Origin of the sequence: Paenibacillus sp. FSL W7-1287 (assembly GCF_038004245.1) — a bacterium.
Lineage (GTDB): Bacteria > Bacillota > Bacilli > Paenibacillales > Paenibacillaceae > Pristimantibacillus > Pristimantibacillus camelliae.
The window spans coordinates 215001-241002 of record NZ_JBBORD010000001.1; the positions used below are offsets into that span (position 1 = coordinate 215001).

General features: G+C 39.0%; 17 protein-coding genes and 2 pseudogenes (1 of these 19 running past the window's edge). 3 read left to right on the forward strand and 16 right to left on the reverse strand.

The features are described 5' to 3' along the window. The 9 genes and pseudogenes from hmpA to NSQ99_RS01140 all read right to left on the reverse strand — a co-directional run. Positions 1 to 298 carry the beginning of an NO-inducible flavohemoprotein gene (gene hmpA, locus NSQ99_RS01100; protein ID WP_340834435.1) on the reverse strand. The gene continues 920 nt to the left of window position 1, outside the view, so the window shows 298 of its 1218 coding nt (coding positions 1–298); the start codon lies at positions 296 to 298; its stop codon lies beyond the left edge, outside the window. A gap of 454 nt (positions 299 to 752) precedes the next feature. Beyond that, positions 753 to 1832: pseudogene (gene ligA / locus NSQ99_RS01105) on the reverse strand (NAD-dependent DNA ligase LigA); the annotation flags it as partial. A gap of 581 nt (positions 1833 to 2413) precedes the next feature. After that, complete coding sequence (locus NSQ99_RS01110; RefSeq protein ID WP_095398021.1) at positions 2414 to 3247, reverse strand: hypothetical protein; 834 nt, start codon at positions 3245 to 3247, stop codon at positions 2414 to 2416. Between the two features lie 294 nt (positions 3248 to 3541). Beyond that, the gene (locus tag NSQ99_RS01115) at positions 3542 to 4867 is read right to left on the reverse strand and encodes a GIY-YIG nuclease family protein (protein ID WP_340834439.1); all 1326 of its coding nucleotides are present in this window, start codon (positions 4865 to 4867) and stop codon (positions 3542 to 3544) included. A 148-nt stretch (positions 4868 to 5015) separates the two neighbouring features. Next, positions 5016 to 5405 (reverse strand): DUF6262 family protein, encoded by a 390-nt coding sequence (locus NSQ99_RS01120; RefSeq protein WP_340834442.1) that lies wholly within the window; start codon positions 5403 to 5405, stop codon positions 5016 to 5018. After that, a complete protein-coding gene (locus tag NSQ99_RS01125; protein ID WP_340834444.1) occupies positions 5402 to 7294 on the reverse strand; it encodes a tyrosine-type recombinase/integrase in 1893 nt (630 codons plus the stop codon). The genes NSQ99_RS01120 and NSQ99_RS01125 overlap by 4 nt, the downstream gene beginning before the upstream one ends. 3 nt (positions 7295 to 7297) lie before the next feature. After that, positions 7298 to 9439, reverse strand: a complete 2142-nt coding sequence (locus NSQ99_RS01130; protein WP_340834446.1) for a tyrosine-type recombinase/integrase — start codon at positions 9437 to 9439, stop codon at positions 7298 to 7300. Next, positions 9436 to 10578, reverse strand: a complete 1143-nt coding sequence (locus tag NSQ99_RS01135; protein ID WP_340834449.1) for a tyrosine-type recombinase/integrase — start codon at positions 10576 to 10578, stop codon at positions 9436 to 9438. Before NSQ99_RS01135 ends, NSQ99_RS01130 begins: the two co-directional genes overlap by 4 nt. A gap of 1115 nt (positions 10579 to 11693) precedes the next feature. Then, on the reverse strand, positions 11694 to 12176 hold the full coding sequence (locus NSQ99_RS01140) for a hypothetical protein (protein WP_141235823.1): 483 nt from the start codon (positions 12174 to 12176) through the stop codon (positions 11694 to 11696). A gap of 214 nt (positions 12177 to 12390) precedes the next feature. Here NSQ99_RS01140 and NSQ99_RS01145 point away from each other — a divergent pair, with 214 nt between their 5' ends. After that, a complete protein-coding gene (locus tag NSQ99_RS01145; protein WP_340834454.1) occupies positions 12391 to 12723 on the forward strand; it encodes a helix-turn-helix domain-containing protein in 333 nt (110 codons plus the stop codon). Positions 12724 to 13182: 459 nt separating this feature from the next. Here the strand turns inward: NSQ99_RS01145 and NSQ99_RS01150 are convergent, their stop codons facing one another. From NSQ99_RS01150 to NSQ99_RS01165, 4 genes are all read right to left on the reverse strand, one after another. Then, on the reverse strand, positions 13183 to 15060 hold the full coding sequence (locus tag NSQ99_RS01150) for an ATP-dependent helicase (protein ID WP_340834457.1): 1878 nt from the start codon (positions 15058 to 15060) through the stop codon (positions 13183 to 13185). After that, positions 15020 to 16870: an ATP-dependent nuclease gene (locus NSQ99_RS01155; RefSeq protein WP_340834459.1), complete on the reverse strand. Its 1851-nt coding sequence runs from the start codon at positions 16868 to 16870 to the stop codon at positions 15020 to 15022. The genes NSQ99_RS01150 and NSQ99_RS01155 overlap by 41 nt, the downstream gene beginning before the upstream one ends. Before the next feature lie 88 nt (positions 16871 to 16958). Next, positions 16959 to 18365, reverse strand: a complete 1407-nt coding sequence (locus NSQ99_RS01160; protein WP_340834461.1) for a hypothetical protein — start codon at positions 18363 to 18365, stop codon at positions 16959 to 16961. A gap of 115 nt (positions 18366 to 18480) precedes the next feature. After that, complete coding sequence (locus NSQ99_RS01165) at positions 18481 to 18786, reverse strand: type I restriction enzyme endonuclease domain-containing protein (protein WP_340834464.1); 306 nt, start codon at positions 18784 to 18786, stop codon at positions 18481 to 18483. Between the two features lie 56 nt (positions 18787 to 18842). On the opposite strand from NSQ99_RS01165, the gene NSQ99_RS01170 reads away from it, so the two are divergent. Further along, a complete protein-coding gene (locus NSQ99_RS01170; protein WP_340834466.1) occupies positions 18843 to 19532 on the forward strand; it encodes a helix-turn-helix domain-containing protein in 690 nt (229 codons plus the stop codon). A 20-nt stretch (positions 19533 to 19552) separates the two neighbouring features. Continuing rightward, positions 19553 to 20407, forward strand: coding sequence for an IS3 family transposase (locus NSQ99_RS01175; protein WP_340834468.1), 855 nt, complete (start codon positions 19553 to 19555; stop codon positions 20405 to 20407). Between the two features lie 60 nt (positions 20408 to 20467). Here NSQ99_RS01175 and NSQ99_RS01180 read toward each other — a convergent pair whose 3' ends face one another. The 3 genes and pseudogenes from NSQ99_RS01180 to NSQ99_RS01190 form a co-directional block, all read right to left on the reverse strand. Then, positions 20468 to 23263 (reverse strand): type I restriction endonuclease subunit R, encoded by a 2796-nt coding sequence (locus NSQ99_RS01180; RefSeq protein WP_340834469.1) that lies wholly within the window; start codon positions 23261 to 23263, stop codon positions 20468 to 20470. After that, positions 23256 to 24467, reverse strand: a complete 1212-nt coding sequence (locus tag NSQ99_RS01185) for a restriction endonuclease subunit S (protein WP_340834471.1) — start codon at positions 24465 to 24467, stop codon at positions 23256 to 23258. Before NSQ99_RS01185 ends, NSQ99_RS01180 begins: the two co-directional genes overlap by 8 nt. Continuing rightward, positions 24464 to 26000: pseudogene (locus NSQ99_RS01190) on the reverse strand (N-6 DNA methylase). Before NSQ99_RS01190 ends, NSQ99_RS01185 begins: the two are co-directional and overlap by 4 nt. Between the last annotated feature and the right edge of the window lie 2 nt (positions 26001 to 26002).

Consider the following 26002-nt stretch of genomic DNA (forward strand, 5'->3'; position numbering starts at 1 on the left):
CGCCTACAATCGGATATTGATCAGCTGTGATGCCAAGGCTTCTATGCTTATGTGCGATTTGCTTAACAACAGGAAGAATTTGTCCGAGATTATCGATGTTGGCTGCTGCAGCGTACACCGCATTAGCCAATGCTGCAGGCTGTCTACCTTGTTTTTGGTTTATATGATTAAAAACATTCAGTAATTCTGGATGATTAGAAAATAGCATCTGATAGAACCGTTTCGTTATGGCCGTACCATGTACCTCTAGTACGGGCACTGTAGATTTTATAACCTTAATCGTTTGTTCACTTAACATAATCACGCTTCCTTTCATTATCATCTGTATAAAGTATACCTCTGCGCATTTAATGCTAAGCGTGATTAAAATCACAACAATTGGCAACGATCCGTGAATAAAATATGAACAGTAATTCACAAATTGCCATCAATCACAACAAGGATCCGGCTAGACGATATCAAGCACCCCTAATGACAAATGCGGAAAATATCGTCTGAACAACAACAAGTAGGGCGATCACGCCCTCATAGCATAAAAGATTATGATCTAGCTGTCAGATAGAGAAACACAACAATTAGGTAGCCATTACAACAAGAAGCCTGTTGAAGGTATCAACAGGCTTCTTGTATGCTCTCGCAACAAAGCTTAATTAAAACGATATTTAACTCTAAAGACATTTAATTAGTATCTAATACATTTGAGCTTACTTTTCGTATGACCAATCTAGCATCTAGTCATCGAATGCAATCTTCTAGCCTTTGATCATCTGAAGCACCTGAGCTTCATCTTCAATAATCGTAATGCCAAGCTGCTGCGCTTTAGTCAGCTTACTTCCCGCTTTCTCACCAGCGATGACAAGATCTGTCTTCTTCGAGACGCTGCCTGTCACCTTCGCTCCGCAAGCCTCTAGCATTTTCGTTAGCTCGTCACGGCCAAGCGTTGGCAGTGTTCCTGTGATAACGATTGTCTTCCCGAATAACGGATGATCTTCCGATGCAACCGTCGCTAGCTGCTCAGTTTGAGGAGCAACGCCCGCTTCCAGCATCGCCGCAATGCTTTGCTGCACGTCAGGATCATTAAAGAAGCTTACGATACTTTCAGCAACGATAAGTCCAATATCCTGAAGCTGCACGAGCTCATCCGTCGTAGCCTGCATGACTGCATCTAGGCTATTGTAGTGATCAGCCAAAGTTTTTGCAGTAGTTTTTCCAGTGTTAGGAATACCTAAGGCGAATAAGAACGAGGAAAGCTCCCGCGTTTTTGAATGCTCAATCGCATCCAGCAGCTTTTGTGCCTTCTTCTGGCCGAATCGCTCTAGCTTAATTAAATCATCAAATGTTAGCTTGTATAGATCTGCCGGGTCCTTTACACCACACTCACGATATAACTGCTCAGCCGTCATAATGCTGAATGATTCGATGTCCATCGCATCACGTGCAGCAAAATGAGTAATTCGACCAATCATTTGCGGTTCACAGCCCAGTTTGTTGTTGCAGAACAAATGCGCACCGCGCTGCTCGAGCTCAGAGCCACATGATGGACATTTATCTGGGAATACAATTTCCTCTCCTAGCTCCTCATCGACCTTTCCAAGTATTTCTGGAATAACATCATTCGATCGGCGAATCGCAACTAACGTTCCTAGCGCAAACTTCAAATTTTTCCGTTCGATATCGCCCATATTGTTAAGTGTGCAGTTTTGTACGGTGACACCAGCCAGTTCAACAGCTTCGACCTTTGCAACCGGTGTAATCTTCCCTGTACGCCCTACTTCCCATGAAACAGATAGCAGCGTTGTTTCTGCTTCCTCTGCCTCGAACTTAAAGGCGACTGTTATATATAGGTCACATACTAAGGAATCAAATATTACCTGCATAGCGTCCTTGAGTACATGTATTCACTGTATTAGTAATGGATGAATACGGCGGATGATTTTTACCACCTTATGCGGTTATCGCAGATTTCGGGCGACTTTACTGGCGGGGAAAAGAAAGTCAAACCAAAAATTAAACGAATAGTTAGACCTGAGTTTCGTCTTCACATGGAAAGCGTTTCTTTTAATATCATACAGAAGCCCAGAATATGTTGGCAAGCACGGACTTCTAGCACGTCCTTCTTTAAGCTTCTTGCTATTTGAGCTTTTTACGCTTGGAAAATGCAGGTATACGTTAATAAGGATTTTGAAAGATAAAATGTCATAATCCAACCGGGCCCGATTGTGGAAAATGAGTTTCTTATTGTTTCATAGTATAATTTAATTATACTACCGGCTACGCTACGCGGTCCTTTTTCGAATTTCTATCGTTATTGAATATCCCACACTTAAAGCATCGTCAAATTGCTCACTCCGGCATGATCGATTCATTCGATTCATTCTTTACTTAATAAACCCTAGTTTATAAAATTATCCATCTAATTACTAACATCAAGTGGAATAATCCCTAATAAGTTTTTCGGAATAATACTAACCTCTGGCTTCATGTAAGCAAATATTTTTGGCATCATTCTTTTGTGAGCCATGTTCCAAACAACATAAAGCGCCTTATTAATTAACCAGACCTTCAAAGCTGTTTTTTCTGCATAGTCTTCCTCATACTCGTGCTTTTCTGAATAAAAGGAGTAGTAAGTAAAGTAATCTAATGGTGCTTTATATTTAATAACATATGGTTTACAAATCTGTTTCCAGCGATCTTCTAAAACATCAGCTTTAAATAATTCTTTCAGATTATGCAATATTTCTGGTCTCTCATGAACTCTTCCACCATAATCTTTAGCATCTTGTATACTAAAGAAGCCGTTTATTTGGTGATCAAAATACACTTTTCTAGCAACACTGTCTAATTTTTCATCCTTATCATCAGACCAACTGCTGCTATAAGTAATATCGAACTGATTACCCTTAACCCACATTATTTTATTAGACACATCAAATTCAATTTGAAATTCTCCTAGATACTTCTTTATTGGTGTATTCATAGTTAATGCCTGTTGTAAATTTAGTAAACCGGTATTTTTTATAGACTTACAATCGTCATCATTAGAAGTTACATGAAGTGCTACGGCTTCTATATTCTCATGTTCTAACTTATCTAATGAAATTTTAAATATATCAATAAAATCATCTACATCAACATCATTGTCATCTGATTTTACGTACTCAATCACACTTTTAGGATCTATCTCCAAATAATCTTTCAAAAAATTAAGCGAGCCTTCAAAACTTGTTATATTAAAAATTAAAGACATAGAGATTCTCTCCCTTCTCCCATGAAATTATAGCATCAATAGCCCCCTATAGGAGTATCATCAAGAAAATGCAGCGGATTTTACAACGTTAGGATTTTTGAAAGATAGAAGAGCCTAATCCCTGCTGAATTGGATGAGTAATTAGGCTCTTGGTATTCCGCAGTCGCGCCCGTTAATGGAATACTCAATATTATTTACCAAGAATACAGACCCGTCTTGTTTTTTCTTAATTCTTTTCACCAAAAGCAAATGGCGCTGGTTTTTCAGCGACCTGTCTTATTTGAAGAAACTCTTTTAACGTTCCGAACTATTTTTTTGTTTTAATACGAGAGCTTTTGCCCGACGTTCTTTTAATCCCATAATAGTAATTTCATTTGCGTTAATTTTTTCTGACCGTAAACGTTCAATCGCTTCGTCAATGATAGCAATTTCATTTTCGTAGTCTTTAAGTTTTCGATATGCCATTGCATACGATGTATATAATGCTGGGGCATTGTAGCCGTTGTATCGTGCTATATCAAATAACTCAATAGCTCTTTCAAGGTTGCCGGCTTTTCGTTCCTTATCGCCTTTTTCCCAATATGGCATCCCTTCGTCAAATCCCTTTTCCCAATCGTATAGGTTCTTTATTTCTTTTAGTGAAACCCTATTGTGGATTGGAATAATCGGGTTCTCTTCTTCTAAAACTGTATTAACTTCGCCAAAGTTTTCTTTTAAAAACTTCCAAACATCAATTAAATGATAAGTTGGTATGTTCCGCCCTAGCTTTTCTAATGCTTGCTCTTGGTCGTTTTCATAATTCATCACGTAATCATCACCAATGTATACCCAAGCAGTAACTGATTTCGCAAATTTGCTTTTAAGTATTTTGCTGCCGTTTATTGACAATAATGCCTTTGTTTCATCTTGGTATTTGTCAAACTTCCCGCCATAAATAATACTAATTTCATCTCTTACATTTCGAGTGATGAAGACTACCGCTTTTAAATTTTCACACTTAACTTCATCAAATGATCGGGGTTTTATTCCAAAGTAATGTTCTTCTATCTCACTTACGTAAAAATGGGGAGCTGTTTCAAATTGTAATTCAGGTGTTTTAGGACTGCGACCGTATCCGTTATCCCTTTTAGTGAAGAGCGGGATTATGCGGTTAGTTAGTCTATCGTTTGTTTCGTTTAATATTCGCGTTATTTCTTTGCTCTCTAATTCTATTGCTTGTTCTTCAGTTAATCCCGTTCCAATAAAGCGAGAGGCAGTGTCATACATTTTACGAATTTTTTCAGCTTCGTATGCTCGTTCGTGGAACGTTTTATAGCGATTGCCACGCCCTTTTCCGACATAAAAGATTTCACCGGTATCTTTGATAAACCATTCATATACATAAAAATCTGTGGCTGTACTATCAGTAGAAACGCCCACAGGCGATGAAGAAATAGAGATCCCATATTTTTCGTTTTCGTCAGATGAGATATTAAAAGATAATCCCATACCTATGCCAACATCGTTTACTTCATTAACTGGTTTATTATCCCGTTTTCGTGATTCCTTTTTTTCTTTTAAAACTTTTTGACTACCATTCTGCTTTTCTTGTTTTTTATTCCCAAAAAGCTTGCTAAACATCCTCATTTTATCACCCGCCTTTTGAGTTAATTCAGTATCGTTATTCTGTTAATTACTATATGCGAATTCTTCAACTACCCTGCCATAATTTGCTCACGCACATTTTTTCATCCACCTAGATTTATTATTATAAAGATAAAGCGCTGACTTAGTATGAGTAAGCAACCTCCAGTTGTTTTTTCAATTCCCTATTTTGGGCTAAAAGATCTTCGTATTTTTTTTTGAAGTTTTCATTCTTTTTTAATTCAGCAATTTCCTTTTCAAGCTTTGTTATTTTAAGCTTCTGTGCCTCAACAATAGTTTGAATTGTATCTTCGGATCTTGTGTCATTGTTACGAATTGAATCAATCTTATTAAACAAAACTTGGTTATTGTACAAAAAGGAACGAGAGACACCTGTTTTTTTTGATACAGAATAGATTGTAACCTTCTCATTTTTCTTTTGCATCTTATTAATTTCCAGTAATACCAATTCTACTTTTTTAGATGTTTTATCTTTTGCCATTGCTACTATAGCAGAAGTGTTTCTTTTCGTCATAATACTCCTTCCTCTTCTACTTTCTCAATAATTCTAATAAGGGATTTTTCAAGATCCTGATTTATTTGCAATATCCTATCGTAGCCATTAAGCTTCGCAATATCCAAATCTTGTCTCGCTCTTAATAAGTGGTTCTTATAGACATGTATATACTTAGAATCCGGTTGAAACATCTTGCAATTATAACAGCAATTTGCATGCTGACATAATCCACTGCTTGCGGGCTTATAACATGAACCATTCGGCAATGGAATGGCGATAGTGTCTTCTACCTCAGCTTTAGGCACATCTTCAATGTGTCCAATATTTTTAATCATTTGGCTTTGTTTTTCCAAAAGCGGTTGCATAGCATCTAAATATATATCGTTGTGAATCTCGACATAATGTTTTAAAACACCTACGCTTTTTTGACCAAGCAATCTTGAAATCGCAATTGGATCAATTCCAAGTTCAGCATAGTTAGTAGCAACCGTATCTCTAAACCTGTGTGCTTTAATATTAAGAGGCTTTCCACTCTTGTCTTTTAGTTCCCACTTATACGATAAACGCTTTAGTTTTTGATCAATTAAATTTGGTTTAATGATTTTGTTGTTCTCTAATGAAAAAATATATATAGCTCTATCTCCGTGATACTCACGAGAGGTCTTTATAGCCGCCGTTAATAGTTCCAAAACTATTCCTTCTACGGGAATAACATTATATTTATTTGTTTTGAACTGTCTATAAGTCAAATAATCTCTTCCATCTTCACTCTTTCTGAGATTTTCAATTTTAAATGAACATATTTCGCTAATTCTACTTCCAGTGTATTGAAGAACACATAGTAATCTTGCAATCTGTATTGGAACTTGGTCTAAATGACGATTTATTTCCCTTAATTCTTCTTCTGTATATGGGTCACCAGTTTTATCTATCACTTTTACAATATCGTCGCTTTTTATCCTTACATTAGGATCTATTTCGGCCCACTTCATAAACCTAATCGTTTCAAATAGTTTATGGACAGCCTCTATTCTCCCTTTAATTGTTGCAGGTCCTAGCCCAGTTTCTGTTTTTAAATACGCTACATAATTATGCAGCATGTCATAAGTAATATCTTCTACGTTGTTTACAAACGGAAACTTCTTCGTTAAATATCTAGAAAAACTAGTAAAAGAATAAACGCGCATTATTGCCGTACGAACTACTGTCATTTTTAGTTCATGCCAGCACAATTTCTTAATCATCTTCTTTATTCCTGGTTGGGCTATTTTAGTAAAAGAAATGCTTTTATTTGCAGAGAAGTCTTCCAAATTAACCTTAAAAGGCATTTCTGAAAATACCCACTTATCGCGCTCAAAGTATTCTTTCTTATTTTCAACTATTTCTTGGTATAAATAATCATACATTTTTTTTAGTGATCTCAAAATTCCAGAGTCTACAAAATAAATGTCCATTTTAATATTTTTATTTATCCTTTTAGCGATTGTCGTGGTTGATTGCTGATTTCTTTCAAGAGTATTTCTAAAATCGCTCAGCAGTTCCTCTTTGTCATAGTCAAGTAAGCTCTGTGCATGCGAAAATTTTTCATTTGAAAGGTATTGAAAAATTCTTTTGAACTCACTATAAAGATAATTTATTTCGGGGCACATTTTGTCCTGCATCAATTGTTTTGCAAAAAAGAATTTTACTTCATCTCTAATTTTATCGTTTTGTATTATAGTAAAATCAAAAGATCTGTTTTTGCTGATGGTAATAATTCTTTCATTATTTTTCATGTTCTTTTTTAATACATCACTTTCCATAAATATCCACGTATCTTTTTTAAGGTACGATTCACATTCTAAACTATCCATCAATTTTTCGTATAAAAACGATATATCCCCATTGCTATTAACCGCAGTCTTCAAAGCTTATCCCCCTAACTTTGCAATTAAATTTTCGAGGTTCTTTTTCACCTCTTCATTTGTAGCTATCTGCATTACCCAGTCATTTTTATATGACTCATCAAGAATATGATCTGTTTCTATTAATTGTTGTCTTAAGATATCCAAATATTTTTCATTTGTACCAAAATAATTGCAAGTAAGACATGCATTTGCATGTTCACATTTGCCTAATTTTACTGGGAGTGTGCAAATTCCATTCGGAAGGGCCTGCATATTAAACGCTTTGTCTAAATAATTCAAAACAATCCTTTCACTTTCAGGATCAGGAACTATCTTATCACCATTTTTGTCATAAAAGTCTTTGTAGCTTTCTTTAATTTCATTTTCTATAATATCGATATATGCTATAGTCATTTCAATTGATTCATGATGTAATGCTTTCTGGATAATAAACGGTGAAATTCTATGTTCATGCATCTCTGTTCCTAGCCTATGCCTGTATCCGTGAATATCGATTCTATAGCGCTCCCCAGTTGAGGATTTTATTTCATGATCTTCAAATTGCTTGTGTATTTTCTCCCTAAAATAACCCGATTTCATTGGCAAATCAGGATTCCTTTTTGACTTAAAAACGTATTCCACGTTATTTTCATAACAGTTTTCTTTTATATAGGAATCTATCATGACATACAATTCAATAGGTATAGCACTGAACTGCCACTTTTTCATTTTTGTAGAATAAGTTTTTAGTAAGCATCCTTTCGAATTAATGAATAATGCATCTGATTTAATTGTTAGAGCTTCACTGACACGGACCCCAGTACAATAAATAATTAAATAAATTAACCTTAGATCGTCTGGAATCTTGTCTAGAATATTAAAAATTTGGTTAACAACATATTCATCGACAGTCCGGTTCACATGCTTTCTATTAGCCTTTATTAAATCCGTTTGGTATAGTATCGGATCATTAATATTACCTGTTTCATATAAATAGAAAAGCATATCCTTAAGATCATTTAAAATTGACCCTTGCATTTTTTCCCCATATTCCGTTGTTTTAATGAAATTAATTATTTCTTCTCTTGGCAGTTCGATCCCATTTTTGAAATTAACCATAATTCGTTTAACCATGTAGTGCTTTTTTAGAATGGTGCTTAATGTGAGTGAGGTATTTTCTAATAGATGCCTAATGTAGATCTGCAGTAATTTTTTATTTTTTTCATTTGTAATGTCACGAAAGGAAATGCTTTCCTTTAGAGAAATCAGATTAATCCTGCTCTCTTCTATTTTCAACTTTGTTAGATCCCAAAAATCACGATCATAAAAAAATGGGTTAATTTTTTCATCTTGAAAAACCCACAATAAATTTAGAATATTAACATTCGGCCCGATTTTCTTTCTGTCTGATTTACTTAGGTAAACTTCCCTACCATTTCGCTCTAGATATATTTTATAATGGTCCATGTTTATTTTATTAATCTCATTTATTTCATAATCTATGCAGTAATCTATTAAAAGTCTAATTGGATACAAAATTCGAGCTTTAAATGTATTTTTTTGTGTATATCTTTCTTCGAATCGAACGAAAAAATTTTTGAGATCATTTTTTATGCTCTCCGATAGACCCGCAAAAGAAACTATGCCGCTATCATTTCCCAAGTATACATTTTGCTTGTCAATAAGCCATCTATCATAAGTAAATTGCTCTTTCTCAGACAAGCTTATTAACGCAAACCTAAAGACACGCCATATAATCTTTTGATTATTCGAAGCTCTGTTTGTCTTATCCCTATATCCATCTTCAACACCAATTTTTATTAAAAAGTCTTCGTATTTTTTGATGACTTCCCCTGATATGTTCTTGATTGTTAAAATATCTTTATAGTTAAAGTATTCAATCAAATGGCGAATCGGATATATATATTTTCTTCTATTATTTTTACTAGACATATCTAATTCAGTGGTTACAGATTTTAAATACCCTTTAATCTCCTTTTTTAGTTCTTCGCTTATTAATCCTTGTAGATCAAATGTTGATAACTCGATGTACCTTGGATCACAAAAATACACTCGCACATTATTTTGGGGGCATTCCGACATTTTGAGAATATCTTGTTTCCAAAACCGCTCATTTTCAAGATTAATAATTTTTTTCTCTATCATCCAGGCACCCCTTGAGTAAATCTCTTCATGTATTCTGCAGACTCTTGCTTAGATTCGTAAAACTCAATTGCCATATCCCGTTTTTCCTCATTCGTTACATGTGTATAAATCATTGTGCTTTGTATTTGATCATGTCGCAACAGTTCCTTCAAGCTTATCATGTCCATACCAGATTTTTTACGTTCAGTTGCAAAACCATGTCTCAGCATATGTGGATGTACTTTTATTCCACTTTTCAGCGATAAACGTTTAAATAAATCCTCTACTGTATTTACTTTTATTGCTTCACCAATATTTCCGCGATAAAGGTTTACAAATAGCATATCATTGCTGATATTCAGGATATCTTCTGTCAAATAGTCTATCAATAAACTTATAACGTAATCCGGCATAAACGCTACTCCTTCAGAATGGTTTTTCACTCTCGCATCATTGGGTAAGTTATCCCTATGTCTGATGTAAATGCTACCATCCTGTGGTTTACAATCTTCAATATGTAAACCTATCACTTCACCAATCCTTAATCCGCACTCAAACATCAATGCTATAATCAATTTATCTCTACGGTTATTACAAGCTCTGAATAAACTATTATATTGTTCCCGTGTAATAAACTCATAGCTTTCATCTTGAACTGATTTTAGTTTCAGAATATTTTCGCGTATTGTAGATTTCTTAGTAGTCTCATGTAAGAAGCCTTTATAACTTGTAATAGTTTTCATCTTTTCTCTGTAAAATTCCACCTTAGGTATCTCTTTGTTATTAGCTAGAAATGTGTACATACCCTGTACTGCTACCATCATATTGTTAATAGTCGCATTCGATCTTGTCTTTCTATTACGTTGAAAAGCCTTAATATTTGATTGGGTGTTACTACCTTTAAGCCATCCAATATAATCAACAAGAATTTCAATAACTCCTTGTTTTGCATCAAATATTGAATAAACGGTAAGTCTTTTTTCCTCCAAATACTCGCAAAATATTTTCAAAAAATGAGCATAAGTTTTCAAAGTATATGGCGATTTTTCCAAAGAGTCCAAATACTTAAGATACTTCAATACTGGTTCAATAACTTTATAGTTGTTATCCAGTACTATATATCGCTTGCCTGTACCGGTTTGGATTGTTTGAACTTTCATTAATAGCCACTTCCCCCCTAAATATTTTTAAAGTTTAGTCCATTTGTTCAGGTAGGTACATAAAAGGTCAACTTAACCTACTTACTTTGCAATAGCGGAATATCTCGGATCGCCATCTCGTCGAATGCTTCGGTATTTTCGAAACTTCCAAAAGTTAAAAACAAAAGACGCATGAGGAAAAAGACGGTCTCTCACGAGTTCCGTTCTTATTTTCTTCATGCGTCGCGTGACTTGAAGTTGTACCGCTAAAGTCTCCCATAGGGTAAAAAATGACCGTAGCTACTTCCATATGAGATTAATTGATTTAATTCATTCTGCAAAGTTCCGCCTCGCATCGAGGCTAAACCCTTCACCTTATTATACAGCATACATCTTCTTTTTCAATAAGACAGGCTATGAATATCTATCTTATTAAGAAATTTTCGATATCACACAAAGGATAACGCTTACCAATTCTACACCCATATGCAGTTGTTGTTAAATTGTCATCAAACTACTCTCGACACGTTTTCAACAAGTTCGGATAAGTAAATTATCATTTTCAATCCCCGTATTTCTAATTTCTGTTCGAAACTCTTTAGCATTATTTCGGCATGAACAGTTGAAAAAAGTTTACCCCCAATCTTCCGTAAGATCCAATTCCCTGTTGCACACGTCGCATCGAACCTTGATGACTAGTCCAATACTCGTCGGGATGAATATATAAGCAAATTTCCCTCCTGACACATCAACTGCTAGGCATGAGTCCCACTTTCTTATCTTCTCAGCCATTTCCCTAGTTATCTCAAAAATCATCCCACAATCTCCTTTGGCAACTGCTTTTTTAAAACTGAACTTCTAAAAATACGTAAATATTATTTAGGATCGGGTATTGATTAAAACAGTGTACCAACTGTTCTGTTCCTTAGTGGTGTTCCATCAAAGATTCAAATTGAATTCCTACTTTAGTTCTAAAAAACAAGCGACCTGTCGAGATAAAGGTTTAACCGCCCTCTCGTAGATCGCTTGTTTCCGGTGACCACGCTTAGTCCCCATTAGACATTTTAACATAAGCGGAAGCGTTTTTTCATTTTACATTAATAAAAATTTAACCGAGAGTGCTTTCTCTTGCCTAGCTAAGAAAACTTAAAATTGTTGTTATCAACCGACTCCTCTTTCCCCTTTAGCTTATTTAACATTTCCTTGTATTTTTTCAGTGCTTTCTTTTCATTAGAAATATGCTCGGTATATAACTCTAATCGAGTAGGATAAAGCGATGTCCACCATTTTGTTGGGTCAATCTCTCCGATTTTTCGATTTAATTCCTCCGGCGTTGCATCATTTATTGCGTCTATGTAGTGCTCAATGGCGATTTTAGTATCAATAATCATTGATTCTATTAACAATCGTTTAATTACTACATCATCAATATACGGAAGCATGTCTTCGTAATATTTTTCCATAAATTCTTTATCTCCATTAGAGTTCTGGCGCAAACACGTAATGGGATCCTTTACACATCCGTTCTCCATCTCCAAAAAGACAGTATATGACCCATCTTTTTCACTATAAAAGAGTGCACTTGATGGTATGTCTCTAAGTACAATTCTCATCATCATTCCCCAATCATTTATTCAATCTCGAGTTACCCAATATAAGCAGTACCGACAAAGAACCGATTACCCTAGACACTTACCTAAAGAGTACTTCTTCTTTTTCCTAATATAGACTATATCTCGTAGAAAATAAACCATATTTGGTATATCCATATACCATTTAATCTCTTGGTGCTACATCTTGATTACGTTATGTTAATCCCGAGGTGTAAGACTCATGAAAACATCAAAAAAAACTATTGGAAATATTATTAGAACTATAAGAAAACATCGCGGTTATACTATTGAAGAGTTAGCACATCTTTGCGGACTACACTCTACTCATATTGGAAAAATCGAACGTGGAGAAATAAGTCCATCCGTTGAAAGCCTAGAGAAGATAACCTCAGTTTTGAATCTGACCTTAGTTGAATTTTTCATGATGATACCTCACAACTCGGAAACAATTGATTCAGATGTTGTAGGTGTATTGATTCAAAAGAAAATAGGGGCTATGGCAAATGTGGAAAAAGAAAAACTTCTGCAATTTTTAGAGTTATATCATCCATAAACCACCTTATCTTTATGTTACCAGTAGTAGCGCAATAACATAAGGTTAGTTATACTCACTCAACAGCAATCTTTTATGATTGAACCCCGTTTGACAATACCAACCATCCCTTTACCCCAAAAAATTTATCCGTCAATTTCTGCATCATTACTACAAATTCATATTGTGCGGGTTATCCTATAAAGAGTCGGAGGGATAGAAAAGTCCTCGTCACTTAAGTGATAAGGGTCACCTTTTGATGACCCACGAGTAACCTTTGGGTGACCTTTGGGTGACCTTCGGGTGACCCCTGAGTGATCTTTCGATGACTACTCCTAGATGCTTGATCAAATAAAATCAATATAATGAAGATAAATAGTATTAATTTTTATAGTTTCAATCCCTCGATACTGCAGCATACTTCGATGAGATTCGAGACCGGTCTTAATTCGAAGACTTTATGGCACTTACATATTGCACTTACAATAATATTTCACTAAGAAATCGACAGGGTTGCTTTTCGATATCATTGCCCCCACGGCGACTTTCACGTTGCTGTGAAGAAGACAGGAACAATTTGCTTTCCGATCGGGTCATTGCAACATAAAGTCCACGTCGCTCCTCAGCCTCATCGTTCCTAGAAGGAATAATATCATCTTCCAAAGCGATGATAAAGACAACCTTATACTCCAAACCTTTGGCCGCATGAAATGTTGAAATTCCAACCTCATCAATCGTATCATCAATATGATTAGATTCGTCTTGAAGATCAAGCTCTCCGATTAAATCCACTAGGTTATTAGCTAAAGATTTCGTCATTTTTTCCTTAAGCGATTCAAGATGCCGAATTTGTTCATAAACATCCCCTTCTTCCATCCTCTCGAGTGAGACCTCAACTTTAAGAAGGTCGTTCAACGTATCATAAACCTTACGATTACTAATTGAACTACTATACCCTACACAAAATTGTGCAAACTTTTTTACTGCATCGTCCATGTCATCTTCTGGAGTAATTTCAGCAAGTTTCTTAATGGACAATTCTCCCCCAATCAATTCCTTGTAGTAATTAATAGTGTCATCATAATTGTGAAGCCTAGAAAAATATGCAATTAACGACTCCAGAATCAAATCGTTCGAGGGTTCTATTATTAACTTCAGCGATTCGCGGATAAGATCGGATAATAGATCGATCCTGCTATTGAAATTTCTACCAAAATGTCGAAATGGTATTCCTCTTTGGGTGAAAATGTCATCGATAACTTTAAGTCCAGGGTGTCTGCTACGATAAAGTACGATAATTTCTTTATATTGGACACCGTCAGTGTGAATTTCCTGTATCTTATCGGAAACCCATTCAGCTTCTTGTAGGGCTGTGGAAAAGTTCAACAATTTCAAACAATCTTGTGACTCTGTTTTTCGGCCAAATAGAGACTTAATTTCCCTTTCACTGTTTTGTTCTATTAATGAATTCGCCGCGTCTAAAATAATTTGGGGTGAACGATAATTTTGAATCAAAGTAATACTCTTTGCATTCATTTGCATAATATATTCGCGAATCACTGTAGGCAATGCGCCTCGCCAACCGTATATGGACTGGTCATCGTCCGCAACAGCCATCACATTTCTCGCGCCGTTGCCCAATAGACGAATAAGTTCAAGTTGCATGCGGTTTGTATCCTGCATTTCATCGATCAGCAGAAATGGGTACGCATTATGGTACAACCACAATATTTCAGGATTTGATTTAAATAAAGATACGGTTAGCAAAATGACGTCGTCAAAGTCAATCATTCCATTATCCCGTAATCGCGATTCATACTCGGCAGTAGCAGCCTTAAATCCTATAATTCTTGAATCTGTTTTCTGCACGTAATCATTGTAATCTACAGATGAGTTTTTCAAGGTACTGATTCTATTTGCAAGCTCATATTCGCTCATGGCCGTTAATCCATTATTTCTTCGAATAGAGCGAATAAGCGCATTCCTGTTCGCTGTGGATACAAAAGTAAAATCCCGTGTTACCCCGATCTTATCCCCGTAAGACCTTAGAACGGATTGGCACAAATTATGAAATGTCCCCAAACGAATACGACGACTTTCAATCCCAAGGCCTTGAACTCTCGTTTTCATTTCATTTGCTGCTTTATTGGTAAAGGTTATGGCAAGAATCTTACGCGAATCAGGGACTAGATCCGCCTCAAATAAATAAGCGATCTTCCGTGTGATAACACGCGTTTTCCCTGTACCTGGCCCCGCAAAAACCATGGTATTGCGGTCTATAGTTGTCACAGCTTCAATCTGTTCCTTGTTTAATCCCTCAAGGCTGTTCATTTTCCGATTGCTCTCCTTCTCCATCATCGCCATACCCCGCCAGTGTTACGACTGCGTCTAGCGTATTTTTGATGAACTCATCAGGAAAATGCTCACTGAATCCTTCCCCGATAAGTCTCCCTGTCGTTCTGCCCTTAATTTTACGAAATGAATTAGCCAAGGCTTTCCTTATTTTAGGCTCTACTTCAGGATAATCAGGGATTATAGACAACAATATCGGTATCGCATCTCTCAGGCTCCGATTTTCTTTTCGCATTTCACGCAGAATATTTGACTTATCTATATCTGCATTCTTTACTACTCCTTTAAGATTAGAAAAGAGCTCCGATTTTCTTTCCCCCGTAAGAACGTCCTCCAAGAATGCTATCAATTTAACAATAGGCATGGTATTACAAACATATCCCTCTATGTCCCCCATGTCAGGGATCCTAGGTAACTCATAAATGTCGGAACAAATCATTTTGATTTCATTTAGCTCCTCCTCATGATCTTTATCTTTAGAATCATAATCGATCACAACGGCGCTCGGTATGCCGAAGTTATTCAAGAGCCTGATAAAAGCTTTGATGTTTGTTTTCCCTCCAGCATTAATCACTGAAACACCAATTCGATCCAAGTCATAATTGCTGTCAATATAAGCAAGTGAGAGGCCCATCTCAGGAAACAAACCTTGCTCTGTCGGCCCTTCTGTCAATAAAACCGCTTTCGAGAAAAAAGCATCGGATTTTCCCACATCAAGATGTTTTTCGTAGGAGGATACATACTCTTCTGGAAAATCCATCGGTAGCTGCACACTTGTTGATATACCTTGCGCACCTTTCCGAATTAAACATATTTGTCTCGGATTGATGAGTTCAATCAATGATGGGGAATGAGTGGCCACCCAAACCTGTCTAGTCCGAGATAAATTCAGAATCTCTCTAAACATTTTGCGCTGAGCATGCGGGTAAAGATGAGACTCAGGTTCATCTATAGCGAAAATTCCTTCCCTTAGTTTTCCAATACCAGCAAAGGCCCGAAAAATGCTTACTGTAAGAACGCTTTGAAGCCCCAAGCCGAGTTGATTAACATCGAGATACTTGTCCGACGTATGATGTTTTAACTGTATTTGAATGTATTTCTTTATGTCTACAGCCGTTGATGTTGCAATAGTAAGACGCAAAAGGTTATCGATTCTCGGTAAATCAATGATTTCTCTAGTAATGTCTGCTACCCCACTAGTAAAGGCTGCGATCTCAGGGTTTTCTTTTAATGATTCGCTCGCTTCGTCTAATTTAGACAATATAGCTATCTCTTGTTCTGTAAGATTAATTTGATTGAGTATGCGACCGAACAAACTTCCTTTGTTAGATTTAATAGCTCTGTAATCTCGCATTGCGTCCTGTAAAAAGAACGAGATTAATTTCTTTTCTCCAAACGACACTGAACGATCAGGTTGCCGACCAAAAACTAGTGAAGGTTCTGCTTCACGTGTATCCGGGTTATAATTAACTGAAAAATGTAATGATAAAGTGTATACTTCTTCTCCCTCAACTTGTACTGTGTCGACAAGACCAATAAATTCGGCGCAGAGTTCCTCACTTAGATCTTCAAAAATAACCTTTACCTCGATAGGTTTGCCAATATCGTAAAAATCCGTTTCCTCAAATTCCAGCGTTCTAACCGATCTATCTGGATTGAAGATCATATGGAGAATGGACAGTACGTTGGACTTTCCAGCATTATTTTCCCCAATAAGTACTACGATATCGTGACCATTTATCTTTTGAGGAATAATTCGTATTCCATCTTTAAAGTTACGTAGGTTTAAAATCCGCAATTCTTTGATTCTCATCATTTACCTCCGGAAATAATGTCATCGAGATTGAAAACATGGAAAATAGGATCGTTCCCGTAAAGGTAAGCACTCCATCGTTCCCAAATAGCTATTCCCACCAAGCATATTCGGTTTCCGATTGTTTCCCTTTGCTGCTTCCCCGTTTCCCAAGTATCTCATCTTCTCTAGCAATTATCGGATCATACCAATCGGCTTTCTTCTTTGCCCAATCGATCCATTGAATATCTTCCTCTGCCAAATTACGGGACGATTCCAAAGCTGAAACATAATCCCTTATCTTGCAAGCCATCGCGTAATCCTGAGCCTTATTTGTCAATGCAACCGTACGCTCAACTTCGATCATATGGCGTTTTCGGCGTTCCTCTCTCAATCTCTCTGCTTCTTCCAGTTTACGACGCTCTTCTTCGCGCGCTTCTCGCCCTTTTCGTATAATTTCAGATGATTCGTACATCTCAATCAGAAGAAGTCCTAATTGGTTTTCCAGAAAAGAAGATTTGGTATCACGAAACCTTTTAATACGATTCTGATTTATGTTGATGCACAGTCGCCCGTTAAACATATAATCATATTTGCGTAAATTCGGTTTCGAAGCCCAGGAGTATCGCTTCTTATCTTCCTCATATTTACGAAGCTGGTTTTCCTCTGACTTAGTAATAACATGATCGACTTTGTCCTGCAGTTCATATATTTCTAAAGAAACCGTCTCATCCCGAATAATAAAAGTGAGAGAATCCGTCACCGATCCCCCCAACCGTTCTATAGCATGAATAAGTGCCCCAAGGATTCGGTAAACACGTGGAAGCGTCTCTTTCGAAACCACACCTGCTAAAAATGGAGGAGGGGACCTATACGAGCTGTAGTTTTGAGGGCTTCTTTGAGCGCCTACTTCTTTTTTATCGTTCTTGTTCCATTCAATGACAACATTCTTATGTGTAGCAATCTTGGGGTGTAGCCTGGCCTTTTCATGCGGTATTTGTATCTGATTCGCTATATCAAGAATCTTGTTCCTTTCAGCTTCGACGAGGAATGTCAATCTTTCTGAAAAACTATTGTGAGCGGCTTCAGAATTGGAGCAATCGTCGGTTTTACTAGATATGGATAATGCGTCAGTATCCAATCTTGCTTCTAAGACATCATCAGGCCTGGCATTAGCATTGTTTACCACTTCTTCATCCTGCTGCGCCTCAATTTTTGCTTCTGAAATGGTTGCCGTTCCCTGATCAACTTTCTGTACTCTTATCCGAGGCGTTTTCGCACGAGGAATAGCAACTTCATTTATTGTTGAGTCTGGAAGAGGTGGTTTTGATACCGGCTTTCCGAAATTTAACTTCGTCCAATACCCGGAAGGAGGTATAGGCACATTCGCTTCTCTACAAAGTTTGTATATAAGGCCGTACGATATTCCATATTTCCTAGCTACACCAGCAAGCGACAATTCCCACACCTCGTTATAGATCTGCTCGCGAGACAGCATCTGAGATTGTTCCTCGGCCATTATTAAGACCTCCAATTCTTTAGAAAAATAAAAGGAACAGAATATTATAGCTGCCCCTTTGACGGCCAATATTTCCTCTCGCAGAAAGCCAAGATAAAACCTTAGTTTTTTCCCTCTACGCCTCTATTGGCCAATCCTTATATTTTTCTTTTGCCTGATCAATGATCGCATTTGTTAGGAACCTCAGCTGCTCGCCCTTTATCTTCTCCCGAATAAGCACCATTTTCACGGCATTGCTGACCTTTGCCAAGACGTCAGCACGATGCGGATTCGTCCAGTCGATTTGGAATTCCTTTTTCATTGCAGCGACCACTTTACGAATCAAACCTGAAATGAACTCATTGGTGAAGGCATCATTACCCATATTCTCAATAATGTAATAAAAGGCCATTTCCTCATCAGACTGATATGCTCCCATCATAGTAGACAGTAGAAAAAACAAAAACTTCTACTGCTACAATGATGGGAGTTTTTCTAATGTCTAAAAGAAGTCTAACCTCTTTGGAAACGAAATTGTATGTCGTACAGCTATGTTTAGAACACAAATCCAATCCAACCTATGAAGCGAAACAGCTAGGCGTTAGTCCACTCACTGTTCGTGATTGGATAAGAAAATATATGGCGGATGGTTTTAATGGATTAAAGGAATCGAATACATGGAAAACGTACTCGAAGGAATTAAAGCTAACTGCTATTAAAGATGTATTGTCTGGTCATTATTCCGTAGCAGCTGCAATAAAAAAACACAATATTTCAAGTAGAAGTGTCCTGCAGAAATGGATTTCCAAGTATACTGGTGAGATAGAATTGAAACCTACTCGTAAAGGAAGAGGGCTATCTCCTATGAATAAAGGACGTAAAACAACGTTTGAAGAACGCATTGAAATTGCACAATATACCATCGCTAATAACATGGATTATCAGAAAGCGATCGTAAAGTACGGCGTCTCTTATCAGCAAGTCTATGCATGGGTTCGTAAATATCAAGCAGGCAACGAGGATGCTCTCAAGGACAACCGTGGTCGTAAAAAGCCTGTAGACGAGCTAGATGAGCATGAACGTCTTAAGCTACGGATCAAGGAACTAGAAGCTCGAAACGAATACCTAGAGATGGAGAATGCCTTCGCAAAAAAGTTGGAAGAGATCAAGCGACGAAATACACGCTAACCCTTGTTCGACACGTAAACTTGTATCAAGCGATTCAAGAATTGAACAAAGAAAAAGGGTACGCCATTACAAAGTTATGTGCACTAGCGGGGGTAGCTCGATCTGCCTATTATAAGTGGCTAAACTGGACGCCATCTGCCAGGGAAATGGAAGTCCGTTTGTTAGCCAAAGAAGTAAAGCTTCGTTATGACAAGCGAAAAGGAATACTCGGTTACCGTCAAATACGTACTCAGCTCAACCGAAAACTCAAAAAGAAGTATAACAAGAAGCGATATTACCGAATCATGCGGGCCCTTGGACTCAAAGCGGTCATTCGTAGGAAACGGCCAAGCTACGTGAAAACTCCTGAGATCCATATTGTTGAAAATGTAATGAATCGTAGCTTTGATGCCCATTCTCCTAATTCAAAGTGGTGTACAGATGTGACAGAACTGAAGTATGGAAATGGTTGCAAAGCCTATCTAAGCGCGATTATTGATGTGTACGATAACTCCATTGTTTCATGGGTATTAGGTCGTTCCAACAACAATAAGCTCGTAATGGATACGCTGAAGAAGGCTTACGAGAAAAATCCTGGTGTAATCCCGCTCATCCAAAGCGACAGAGGCTTCCAGTACACGTCCCATGAGTATAACCGACTCCATGTGAAATACGGATTTAGGAAAAGCATGTCTCGCGTGAGTCGATGCCTGGACAACCAGCCGATTGAGCGTTTTTGGGGGACGTACAAGTCAGAGAGCTATTATCTTACAAAGTATGACACTTATGAAAATGTCCTCAAGGATGTTAGTGAATATATCCTCTATTATAACAACTATCGCTATACAGAGCGTCTAGGCGGTTTGTCACCAAATGAATACCGGCAAGCTGCATAATAAAGAGACCCCAGTTCCATTCAAATGAGCTGAGGTCTCCAAGCAAATTATTTTTGTTATTTACACTGTCCACTTGACAGGGTGCACTTCAGACAGTCCCAGCGCCTCTTTCTTTTTGCGCTCATCGTCCATTTTCTTCTTTGCTTCGACCATCATTTGTGCCACGGCGGTTGCCGTAATAACTCGATTATGGTAATCGTTTATCGTCTTCTCTAGCAGTTTGCTTAACTCTTTGCCGAGCGTATTTTTTTGCTTCACCAAGTAAAAGATTTCTTCCTCCAATAACTTCTGAAGCAATTTCAAGCGCAAATCGACATGCGGTTTTTGCTCGAAATCGGCAAGGAATGCTTCGTCTAGGATAGAGATGTCCGGTTTCTCTAACCCCGCTTTCTCGAACAAATCAACGGCCTCTTCGCGGGCGCCTATACTACGATCGATTAATTTCTTCAGCTCTTCCTCGATGTTCTTAGGCTTATCATCGGGGTCGCCAGCGATTTTAAACTTCTTGATCTGAATCGCAGCAATCTCATAGAGAAGCACTTCATTCGTGTAGGGCATTACAGCTGGTAAGTGCTTCACAAGTTGATACGCTTTATCTAATTTGGCCTGCGCATTCAGGTAAGTGTCCTCGTCCGGCCCCATCAAAGAGCCCACGAAGTCCGCAATCCAATCTTCGCGCTCAACCTTCGGCTTAGCCCGCCAATCTGTAATGTCGATGTCTCGTGGGACCAATGCGCGTACCGCTTCGAGCGCAACGAAGAAGATTGGCACCGCCTCATCCTCGATGTTCCCTGCCGGCTTTCCTTTACCGCCGCCTTGTGTATAGCGATGCGTCGCCTCTTTCAGTGCTTCGGCGATGCCGATGTAATCGACGACAATACCACCCGTTTTGCCAGGGTAGACACGATTGACTCGGGCAATAGCCTGAATTAAGCCGTGACCTTTAATTGGTTTATCGACATACAGGTAAGTTAGCGGCGGGATGTCGGTACCCGTGAGCCACATATCCCGTACGATTACAAACTTGAGAGGGTCGTTAGGATCTCGTAGCTTTGCTTTTACGCTCTCCTGTTCTTCCTTAGACTTGATATGGGCGAACTCACTGCCTGGTTGCTTTTGACGCCAACTTGGCGGGTCTTTGTCGATGTTACCCGTTATGACAATTTCAATCGACGGACAGCCGTCTATTTTACGCATTTTCTCGTAGAGTCGAACGCATATTTCCCTGCTCATGCATACGATCATGCCCTTTGCCTCAGGGGAAGCCGCCTTTTGGAAGTGCTCTACAATATCCTTGGCGAGCGTCTCCAACCTCTCGGACGTACCGACAACTTTTTCTAGCGCCGCCCATTTAGCGCGCTGTTCATCCCACTTTCCATCACCAACCTGGCTAACAATTTGCTTAAATTCCTCGTCGAGACCTGCATTCTCGAGATCAAGCGGTATGAGACGGGATTCGTAGTAGATCCGAAGCGTTGCACCGTCTAGCGTGGCCTGCTGCATGTCGTAGATGTGAATGACGTTCCCGAACAATTCATACGTGTTACGGTCTGCAAATGTAATCGGCGTACCGGTAAATCCGACGTGTGAAGCATTCGGCAAGGCCCGACGTAGATTGCCGGCAAAGCCGTCAAAACTGTACTGGGTACGATGCGCTTCGTCGGAAATGACAATAATATTCCGACGCTCAGAGCAAACTGGAAACTCTCCTTCTCCATCTTTCAAACGGAACTTCTCAATCGTCGAAAATATAATTTGTCCGGCTTCGTTGCGCAAAAGTTCCCTTAATTCATTAGCATTCTCTGCATGATGAACGTTACCAACCAAGGATGCCCCCTGAAGAAATGTCTCGTGCAACTGACCGTCGAGATCTGTACGATCCACTTGAATGACGATCGTAGGGTTATCCATCTCTGAATGCCGCGACAAAATCCCAGAGAAGAACAGCATGGAAAGCGACTTTCCCGAGCCTGTAGCATGCCAAAGGACCCCGATCTTCCTATCCCCATCTGGCCGAGTTGCGCGAACAGCGTGTTCGACTGCAAACCGGACGCCAAAATATTGGTGATACTTCGCACCGATCTTGATTGCTTCTTTGTTACCATCTTTCATGAAGACGATGAAGTTGCGGATGTAATCAAGCAGTCGTTCCTTAGGAAACATACCCTGAATGAGCGTCCTCATCGAGTTCGTGATGTTGTTATCTACTTCCTTGCCGTCGGTGGATTTCCAGGCTGCATAAAACTCGTAAGGTGCCCCAGGAATGCCATGGAGCGTAAGGATGCCGTCGGAGATGACCGCAAAGGCGTTGTAGTTAAATAGTTGTGCGATGTCATAGGTGTAGTTCGTGATTTGATTGTAGGCATATTCGATCGTTGCCTGCTCGCTATACGGACTTTTCAACTCGAAGACTACCAGCGGTAGGCCATTCACGTATATGATAAGGTCTGGACGCCGCGCCATCTTCCCTTCGATCGAAAGTTGGTTTACGACGAGAAAGTTATTGGTAAGCGGCTCTTCCCAGTTGACCGGGTATACATGGTGAAACACTTGCTCGCCTTTCTCCTCGTAGGAAAAGTCAACGCCCTTTACCAGCATCTCGTGGAAACTCTGGTTGCGCTGAAGCAACGTCACCCCGTCCGGATCGGCAAAACGCGAAACCAATGAAGGGATATGCTGCGCCGGAATACCGGGGTACGTTTTCTTAAGAAATGCTTCAAGGCGGTCCCGAAGTACGACCTCATTAAGCGACGTACGACCGAACAGGTTCATTGCATGGGTATATTCGTAACCGATCGCCTGTAGACGGCCGATCGTCGCTTCCTCAAAGTCCGTTTCGTACAATCCGTTAGCCACCAACTAACACCTCCTCGACTTGTTCTTCGGCTACCTTCACCTCGATTTCTCCGGTGAGAAGACGGGGAAGTAGGAAGTCTCGTATTTTCTTCAGTTCACTTATTTCTTTTGTGTTACCTCTTATCTGGCTGAACCAGTCTTTTGTTGTTTCATCAAATTTCCTCATCAGATCAGCATCGGGTTTTGCTACCAGATATTCTGAAATGGATGAAGTTTGAACTCGTTGTCTACCCGAAGTTCCGACCATACTCTTTATTGCATATGCGCGAAATTCCGGGTCCCGGGATAGACAATAAACATACTGCGGACAGCAATTACCCTTTGCACGAAACACTAGGAACTCGGTAGAACCAAAACCTGGCTGGCCTTCTTCAAGGAAATCAACGTAAGCAGTTTTACCATTCTCAAGGCATGGAGTTATTCTGGCAAAGAGGATATCGTTCTTAATAAACTTTGACCCAGACGAAAAGGGTTTGATGATTACATGGTCATCACTAACACTCATCGAATCAACCGGTAAAGCCTTCATATCAACGAACGACGTGGGGGTACCCTTTTTGATGTTGATTTTTGGGTTAATGTCAATGAGATCGGAGAGTTGTTGTTCATCTTCCCCCTCGCCAAACCAGTGCTTATACAAAGCCATTGCCATCTGCTCAAGTGTATCGTTCATGCGACGGTTAAGTTCAATTTTTTCATCAAGAGAGCCGAGAATTTCCACTAATCGCTCTTGTACACTCAATGGTGGAACATCTATTTCAAACGATTCAAGAATCCCCTTAGTTAGTGCCTTCCGTGTTCCACCATGAGCCTGATTAAGCAGTCGATTCTTATTCAACGGATCATTCAAATAATACATAAGGTATCTTGGGTTTAGACGTGATTGCTCTGCCCGTAAAATACATACATGCTGATTTACCCTAGCAGGTATTACATCATCCGGCACAATGCAGCATCTAGCAATAGAATCACCGGTAATATTCATCAAAACATCATTTTTGTAAATCTCAACCCCCTTCATTTTAGTTGCTGAATCTTCATCAATATAAACAAGACCATTTATCACGAATTTATAGTCGTAAACATTCTGGCTTCTTATAAGTGACGTACCCTCTGACTGATATACCTTTTGTCCGCCACGAGGAGTGACGCCGCTCCCAATTTTATTTGTAAGGTCACCTATCTTCATCGTTTTCATTATCATGAAATCAGGTCCTCCAAGTTACGAGTAATTCGCTCTTGAAGTCTATTCGACTCTGCAAACTGTTCTTGAAGCAGATCCATCAATTCCGTCATTTTTTCCTCAAACGGAACATCATCCGTTTCTGTTTCTTCAGTTCCAACATAAATTCCCGGCGTCAACTTATAATCGTTTCCCTGAATCTCCCCTTTAGTCGCTACCTTAAAAAAACCTTCAACACTTTCAATCTTGCCATTCACACTACGAAACGTATGGTAAGCAGCCGAAATTTCCGCGATACCGACTAACCATAACTCCTTTCTTGCGTGCGTCAATGAACAGCACCTCGTTCTTCCGAGCTCGGTAACCCTTCTCTCCATCACGGTTCTTGCTCAAGAAGAATAAACAACAAGGAATACCCGTTGTAAAAAACAACTTCTCCGGCAATTGTACGATGCAATCGATATATCCTTCATCAACCAACTTCTGACGGACATCTTTTTCTCCTGTATTGTTCGTCGTCATCGCTCCGTTGGCCATGACGAATCCTGCTGTCCCCCCGTCTTTCAGATGGTACAGGAAATGTTGCATCCACATGTAGTTCGCGTTGCCATCCGTTACGGCCTTGTCATATTCCGTAATAAGCCTTGGATCGTTCTTTTGGATCTTCTCGGCCCCCCACAATTTTTGATTAAAAGGCGGATTTGCGATCACGAAATCGAACTGCTGATCTTTATACTGATCGTTAAGGAGTGAATCACCGAGGCGGATATCAGCATTTATACCATGCATGAGGACGTTCATTTTTCCTAGCCGTACGGTGAGATCGACGCTTTCTTGACCATAGAACGAGAGTGCGTATTTGTTTTTGGAATAACTTTGAGACTGCACGAACATACCGCCCGATCCACAGGCAGGGTCCAAGATTGTACCCGATTCTGGCTCTAGCATTGCAACAAGCAGTTCGACAATGGAGCTCGGCGTGAAAAACTGGCCACCACGGCTACCTTCGCTTGAAGCAAAATTACCAATGAAATATTCGAATACCCTTCCCAATACATCCACTGCATCGTCGCTGGAGGAACTGAATGCATCACGTGAAAAAATTTCGATAAGCGAAGCAAGGTTTTCAACCGGAAGGTTCGTGCTCCGATAGATACGCGGCAGTACGCCAACCAAATCCTCGTTCTCTGTTTCAATCAACCTCATGGCGTTATCAAGAATTTCTTTGATGTTGGGTTGCTTGGCGTTTTTCATAATGTAAGACCAATGCGCTTCCTCAGGCAACACGTAAACACGCTCGGCAATATATTGATCGCGGTCTTCCAAGATCTCGCGAACGATTTCCGCATCATTGAAATACATTGGGCTATTAGGGTCGCTTAGTTGCTTCTCCAATTCCTTGCGTCGTTTATCGTAACGCAAAGAAAGGTAACGCAAGAAGATTAGCGGTAGAACGATGTGCTTATAGTCAGCTGGAGCGACCGTTGCACGCATTCGGTTCGCGGCTTCAAAAAGATCCTTTTCAAAGTTTATATCTGCTTTCGTAGATGTCATAT